The 6456-nt window shown below is 64.5% G+C and carries 5 protein-coding genes; 3 read left to right on the top strand and 2 right to left on the bottom strand.

Features of this window, described 5'->3' with window-relative positions; all coding sequences use genetic code 11:
- Positions 1-110 precede the first annotated feature (110 nt).
- Positions 111-1553 (bottom strand): FAD/NAD(P)-binding protein, encoded by a 1443-nt coding sequence (locus ACE04F_RS17115; protein ID WP_486108175.1) that lies wholly within the window; start codon positions 1551-1553, stop codon positions 111-113.
- Positions 1554-1568: 15 nt separating this feature from the next.
- Positions 1569-2132 carry a helix-turn-helix domain-containing protein gene (locus ACE04F_RS17110; RefSeq protein WP_434657111.1) on the bottom strand — a complete coding sequence of 188 codons (564 nt, stop codon included), beginning with the start codon at positions 2130-2132 and terminating at the stop codon, positions 1569-1571.
- Between the two features lie 91 nt (positions 2133-2223).
- On the opposite strand from ACE04F_RS17110, the gene ACE04F_RS17105 reads away from it, so the two are divergent.
- From ACE04F_RS17105 to ACE04F_RS17095, 3 genes are all read left to right on the top strand, one after another.
- Complete coding sequence (locus ACE04F_RS17105) at positions 2224-3156, top strand: DMT family transporter (protein WP_486108188.1); 933 nt, start codon at positions 2224-2226, stop codon at positions 3154-3156.
- A 214-nt stretch (positions 3157-3370) separates the two neighbouring features.
- Positions 3371-6295, top strand: a complete 2925-nt coding sequence (locus ACE04F_RS17100) for a monovalent cation/H+ antiporter subunit A (protein ID WP_486108178.1) — start codon at positions 3371-3373, stop codon at positions 6293-6295.
- A partial coding sequence (locus ACE04F_RS17095) for an NADH-quinone oxidoreductase subunit K (protein ID WP_486108416.1) occupies positions 6295-6456 on the top strand: 162 nt, incomplete at its 3' end. The genes ACE04F_RS17100 and ACE04F_RS17095, both read left to right, overlap by 1 nt.

Below are 6456 nucleotides of genomic sequence, written 5' to 3'. Positions count from 1 at the left end.
GCTACGCAGTAGCCCCAAGACCATTCACCGCAGTGTGTCAGGTCGAGTGCATCCAGCTTCTTTAGGGTCGCTGCGCAACCCAGCGGGAGCAAGCTCCCTCGCCACAGGGTTCAGCGTTGGGTTTGTAAACCAGCCAAGCGCGCGGCCAGTGCCTTGGCCTGGCTCGCCACATCCGTCACGGCGGTGCTTTCCCACCACATTCCGCGCAATGGCGGGCCCATGGCGAACAGCTGATTGACCGGCTCGCCACGGGCGTCCAGCACTGCGCCGTCGGCACGCGCGGCGATGCCCAGCGCCAGCGGACCGGGCTGGACCAGCCCTCGGGCCAGCAATTGCTGCGGCAGAGGTCGCGCCACGCGCCGCCAGTCATATTCGATACCGCTGGAGTTGATCAACGCAGCGCCTTGCATCACCGTCAGTCCAGCTTCGCCGCGTCGGCGGATGCGGATGCCTACCGAGCCTTGGGTAGCCGGCACCAGCCCCTTGAACGAGGCCGCCTGGATCCGCAGCCGCCCTTCTTCCTGCAGACGCGTCACCAATTCTGCGCTCAACGGAGGCGAACGATGATGGTGGCTTTCCCACCACGGCCGCACATGCCGGACGTACTGTCGGCGCTGCACATCGCTGGCCTGGCTCCACAAACGGCCGATGTGCGCGCGCACGGTATCCAGTGGCGCCTGCCAATCAATCCCCTGGGCTTGCGCCTGACGGCATTGCTCGCGCAGCGCCCGCATCAGCTGCAACGGCGAACGCAGGTCATGATCTTCGGCAAGGAAATCCACCCAGGCCGGAGGTTGCCGGCGCACATGGGGCAACAGCCCATGGCGTGAGAACACCTCGATGGGCCCACGATGCCCGGCCTGCTCCAGCGACACCACGGCATCGACCATGGTCAGCCCGGAACCGATGATCAGCACCGTGGACTGCGGCTCGAGTTGGCGCATGGCCGTCACATCCCAAGGATCCAGTGCCGCACTGTTCAAGCCGCTGGATTCGGTCTGCGGAGTGCGCGCCGCGGCAAACATGCCGGTGGCCAGCACCGCGAAACGGCCCTGCAAGATGCTGCCATCAGCCAGCGTCAACCGCACACCTTGATCAACGATCTGCAGGTCGACGGCCTCCCCGCGCACATGCTCCGCCATGGACCCATTCAAGGCCGCCACCGACTGGGCCTCGGACAGACGCTGTTGCACGTACAGGCCAAACATTCCGCGCGGAGGAAACAGTTCGCTGACCGGCACATGCTGTTGGTCCGACTCGGGCCAGCCGCCAGCCTCGATGAACGCCGTGAGCCACTGGGTCAGGTCATCGGCATTATCCGGATCGACGCTCATGCGTGCCGCGTTGCCGTTAAGGGTATGGCCCAGCTCTACGGCGCTGTAGGCCTCGCCCCGGCCCAACTCGCTGCGCGGCTCGACAATCAGCACGTCGCGCCGGCCCGGCAGGCGCAGCAATTGCGCCGCGAGCATGGCGCCGCTCAGGCCGCCGCCGATGATCAGGATGTCGGCCTCGCGGGTGATGCCGTTCACAGGTTGATCCAGCGCTGCGTCCATACCGCTCTCCAGGAGTCAAATCACCACGTTGCGTACGAATCGCGCTGCTACCAGGCCGTCATTGCGATAGCCGTGAGGTTGGTTGCTGGCAAACATGAAAAACTCGCCCGCTCCGACTCGACGTTCTTCGCTGCCCAGCAGCAGCGTCAGACAGCCTTCGAAGACGTAAAGCTGTTCGCTCCAACCGTCGGCGTCGGGCTCCGAATGGTAATGCTCGCCGGGTTCCAGGCGCCACTCCCAAAGCTCCACCTCGCGGCTGGCGGTGGCTTTGGCCAGCAACACGGCCTTGCTCCCTGCAATCGCACCGGCCCAGGCCAGCTCATTGATACGACTCGGATCGCGCGCGTCGGGGGCCTGGATAAGATCGCTGAAGGCCACGTCGAGGGCTTCAGCGACGCGATCCAGGGTGGTCAGGCTGACATTTTTCTCCCCGGCCTCGATGGCCACCAGCATCCGCCGACTGACCCCTGACAGCTCGGCCAAAGCCGTCTGGCTGAGCTGCGCGGCATGCCGCAGGCGGCGGACGTTCTGGCTGACATGTTGCAGGACGGACGCCCGCTGGCCATTATCTTTGTGCACTATATTGCTCATCTGCCGGGGTTGCGCATTATACTGCCCAACTTATTCGTTCGGGCGCATTGTGCGTCCACCTCAAGTGGCGCGCAAGATCATGGCATTGGTGAATTCTCCGCAAGCTTCCTCCCGTTTCTCACGGTTCAGCAAGGCCGAATGCGTGCTGGTGCTGATCACCATGATCTGGGGCGGGACATTCCTGCTGGTCCAGCATGCGATGACGGTCAGCGGACCGATGTTTTTCGTCGGCCTGCGCTTTGCCGCTGCGGCGGCATTCGTTGCGCTGTTCTCCTGGCGGCACCTGCGCGACCTGACCTGGTTCGAACTCAAGGCCGGAGCTTTCATCGGTGTAGCGATCATGCTCGGCTATGGCCTGCAGACCGTCGGCCTGCAAACCATCCCCAGCAGCCAATCGGCGTTCATTACCGCGCTGTATGTGCCCTTCGTGCCCTTGCTGCAGTGGCTGGTGCTGGGTCGGCGGCCAGGATTGATGCCGAGCATCGGGATCATGCTCGCGTTCACCGGGCTGATGCTGGTGTCCGGCCCGGCCGGCGCGTCACTGAATTTCAGTCCGGGGGAAATCGCCACGCTGATCAGCGCGATCGCGATCGCCGCCGAGATCATCCTGATCAGCGCCTATGCCGGCCAGGTCGATGTGCGCCGGGTGACTGTGGTGCAACTGGCAAGCACGGCGGTGCTGGCATTTTTGATGGTGGTGCCGACCCAAGAAGTGATTCCCGGTTTTTCCTGGCTGCTGTTGATCAGCGCCGTCGGCCTGGGCGCCGCCAGCGCAGCGATCCAGGTGGCAATGAACTGGGCCCAGAAAAGCGTCTCGCCGACCCGCGCCACGCTGATCTATGCCGGGGAACCGGTATGGGCCGGCATCGCCGGGCGGCTGGCCGGCGAGCGGTTACCGGCGATTGCCCTGGTGGGCGCCGGGTTGATCGTGGCGGCGGTGATTGTCAGTGAGCTGAAGACGCGCAGCAAAGGCGTTGTCGAAGTGGATGAGGTGCTTGAGCGCGAGCAATAGGCATTCCTCACAACCGACTGACGCAGATCGAGCAAAATCCCGTGGCGAGGGAGCTTGCTCCCGCTGGGCCGCGCAGCAGCCCCAAAAGCCCCACCTGAAACAACGCAAAACAGGAGACTTCCATCTACCCTGTAGGATTCTGCGACACCCTGGCGGTTGGTGATCGGGAATACGCCACGTATGATCCCGGACAACCTTTGCCGAATAGAAGCCTATGTCACTGATAGTTCTATTGCTTTTGCCCTTCATCGGCAGCTGTGTCGCGGCGCTGTTACCGCATAACGCCCGTAACGCCGAATCGCTGTTGGCCGGCCTCGTAGCCCTGGCCGGCACTGTTCAGGTGGCCTTATGGTACCCGCAGATCGCCGCTGGCGGCGTAATCCGCGAACAATATGATTGGTTGCCCAGCCTGGGCCTGAATTTCGTGCTGCGCCTGGATGGCTTCGCCTGGCTGTTTTCGTTATTGGTGCTGGGCATCGGCACGCTGGTGTCGTTGTACGCCCGCTATTACATGTCGCCGGACGATCCGGTGCCGCGTTTCTTCGCGTTCTTCCTCGCATTCATGGGCGCGATGCTCGGGCTGGTGATCTCCGGCAACCTGATCCAGATGGTGTTCTTCTGGGAACTGACCAGTCTGTTCTCGTTCTTGCTGATCGGCTATTGGCATCACCGCGCCGATGCCCGACGCGGCGCCTACATGGCGTTGATGGTGACCGGTGCCGGCGGGCTGTGCCTGTTGGCCGGGGTAATGCTGCTCGGCCATGTGGTGGGCAGCTATGACCTGGACAAGGTCCTGGCCGCCGGCAACCTGATTCGTGACCACGCCCTCTACCCCGTCCTGCTGCCGCTGATCCTGATCGGCGCCTTGAGCAAAAGTGCTCAGTTCCCCTTCCACTTCTGGCTGCCCCACGCCATGGCCGCACCCACACCGGTGTCGGCGTACCTGCATTCGGCAACCATGGTCAAGGCCGGTGTCTTCCTGTTGGCGCGGCTGTGGCCGTCATTGTCGGGCAGCGAGGAATGGTTCTATCTCGTCGGTGGCGCCGGGGCCTGCACCCTGGTGCTCGGCGCCTATTGCGCGATGTTCCAGAACGACCTCAAGGGCCTGCTCGCCTATTCGACCATCAGCCACCTCGGGCTGATCACCCTGCTGCTGGGTCTCAACAGTCCGCTGGCGGCGGTAGCCGCGGTGTTTCACATCCTCAACCACGCCACGTTCAAAGCCTCGCTGTTCATGGCCGCCGGGATCATCGACCACGAAAGCGGCACCCGCGACATCCGCAGGCTCAGTGGCCTGGTGCGGCTGATTCCGTTCACCGCGACCCTGGCGATGGTCGCCAGCGCGGCGATGGCCGGAGTGCCGCTGCTCAATGGTTTCCTGTCCAAGGAGATGTTCTTCGCCGAGACGGTGTTTATCTCGGCCACCGCCTGGGTCGAGCTGGCGTTGCCGATCATCGCCACCATCGCCGGCACTTTCAGCGTCGCCTATTCCCTGCGCTTTACCGTGGACGTGTTTTTCGGCCCCACCGCCAGCGACCTGCCCCACACGCCCCATGAACCGCCACGCTGGATGCGCGCGCCGGTCGAGCTGCTGGTATTCACTTGCCTGTTGGTGGGGATTTTCCCGGCCCAGGTGGTCGGCTCGTTACTGGCCGCCGCCGCACTCCCCGTGGTGGGCGGCCCGCTGCCGGAATACAGCCTGGCGATCTGGCACGGGCTGAACGCGCCCATGATCATGAGCCTGGTGGCGATGTCCGCGGGCATCGTCCTGTACCTGCTGCTGCGCAAGCAATTCAAGCAAGGCCACATCAAGCATCCGCCGCTGATCGGCCGCCTCAGCGGCAAGCGCCTGTTCGAACGCTGCCTGGTGCTGATGATGCGCCACGGCCGTCGGCTGGAGCGCAAGATCAGCACTCGGCGCCTGCAGGCGCAATTGTTCCTGTTGGTATTGGCGGCGCTCCTGGCCGGGCTGATCCCGATGCTGCACAGCACGCTGGTCTGGGGCGACCGGCCGAAGATTCCCGGCTCCGTGGTGTTCGTCACCCTGTGGGTACTGGCGATCGCCTGCGCCCTGGGCGCGGCCTGGCAAGCCAAGTATCACCGTCTCGCGGCGCTGACGATGGTCAGTGTCTGCGGCCTGATGACCTGCGTGACCTTCGTCTGGTTCTCGGCCCCTGACCTGGCCCTGACGCAACTGGCGGTGGAAGTGGTCACCACGGTGCTGATCCTGCTGGGGCTGCGCTGGTTGCCACGGCGGATCGAGGACGTATCGCCCCGGCCCAACAGCGAACGGCGCGCGCGCATCCGGCGCCTGCGGGACCTGCTGCTGTCCGGCGCGGTGGGCGGCGGCATGGCGCTGCTGTCCTATGCCATGCTGACGCGCCAGACCCCCAACGACATTTCCTCGTTCTACCTCAGCCGCGCGTTGCCTGAAGGCGGCGGCAGCAACGTGGTGAACGTCATGCTGGTGGACTTCCGCGGTTTCGACACCCTGGGGGAAATCACCGTGCTGGCGGCGGTGGCCCTGGCGGTGTTCGCCCTGCTGCGGCGCTTCCGTCCGCCGAAGGAAAGCATGCAACTGCCGGCGCAACAACGGCTGCTGGCGCCGGACGTGGTCACCGACCTGGTCAACCCGCGCCACGCCAGCGATACCGCGCTGGGCTTCATGATGGTGCCGTCGGTGCTGGTTCGCCTGTTGCTGCCGATTGCCCTGGTGGTGTCGTTCTATCTGTTCATGCGCGGCCACAATCAACCCGGCGGCGGCTTCGTGGCCGGGCTGGTGATGTCGGTGGCGTTCATCCTGCAATACATGGTCGCCGGCACCCAGTGGGTCGAGGCGCAGATGAGCCTGCGACCGCTGCGCTGGATGGGCACCGGGCTGCTGTTCGCCAGCGCCACGGGGTTGGGGGCGCTGGCGGTGGGTTATCCGTTCCTGACCACGCATACCTGGCATTTCGAATTGCCGCTGCTGGGGGATATTCACCTGGCCAGCGCGCTGTTCTTCGACATCGGCGTGTATGCCGTGGTGGTCGGCTCGACCCTGCTGATTCTCACCGCCCTGGCCCACCAGTCGGTGCGCGCCCACAAGCCGGGCCTGCACGCCAAACCCGTCGCCCCGCTCAAAGGAGCCAACGCCTGATGGAAGAAGTCATCGCAATCGCAATCGGCGTACTGGCCGCCTCCGGTGTCTGGCTGGTGCTACGGCCGCGGACCTTTCAGGTGGTCATGGGGCTGTGCCTGCTGTCGTATGGCGTCAACCTGTTCATCTTCAGCATGGGCAGCCTGTTTATCGGCAAGGAG

It is taken from the genome of Pseudomonas sp. AGC41, from assembly GCF_057334555.1.
The sequence above is the reverse complement of the archived record's forward strand: the minus strand, read 5'-3'. Positions and strand labels throughout refer to the sequence as shown.

Bases quoted from the DNA above. Each gene is read 5' to 3' on its own strand.
- ACE04F_RS17115 (WP_486108175.1), bottom strand. From the start codon at position 1,553: ATGGACGCAGCGCTGGATCAACCTGTGAACGGCATCACCCGCGAGGCC.
- ACE04F_RS17100 (WP_486108178.1), top strand. From the start codon at position 3,371: ATGTCACTGATAGTTCTATTGCTTTTGCCCTTCATCGGCAGCTGTGTC.
- ACE04F_RS17105 (WP_486108188.1), top strand. From the start codon at position 2,224: ATGGCATTGGTGAATTCTCCGCAAGCTTCCTCCCGTTTCTCACGGTTC.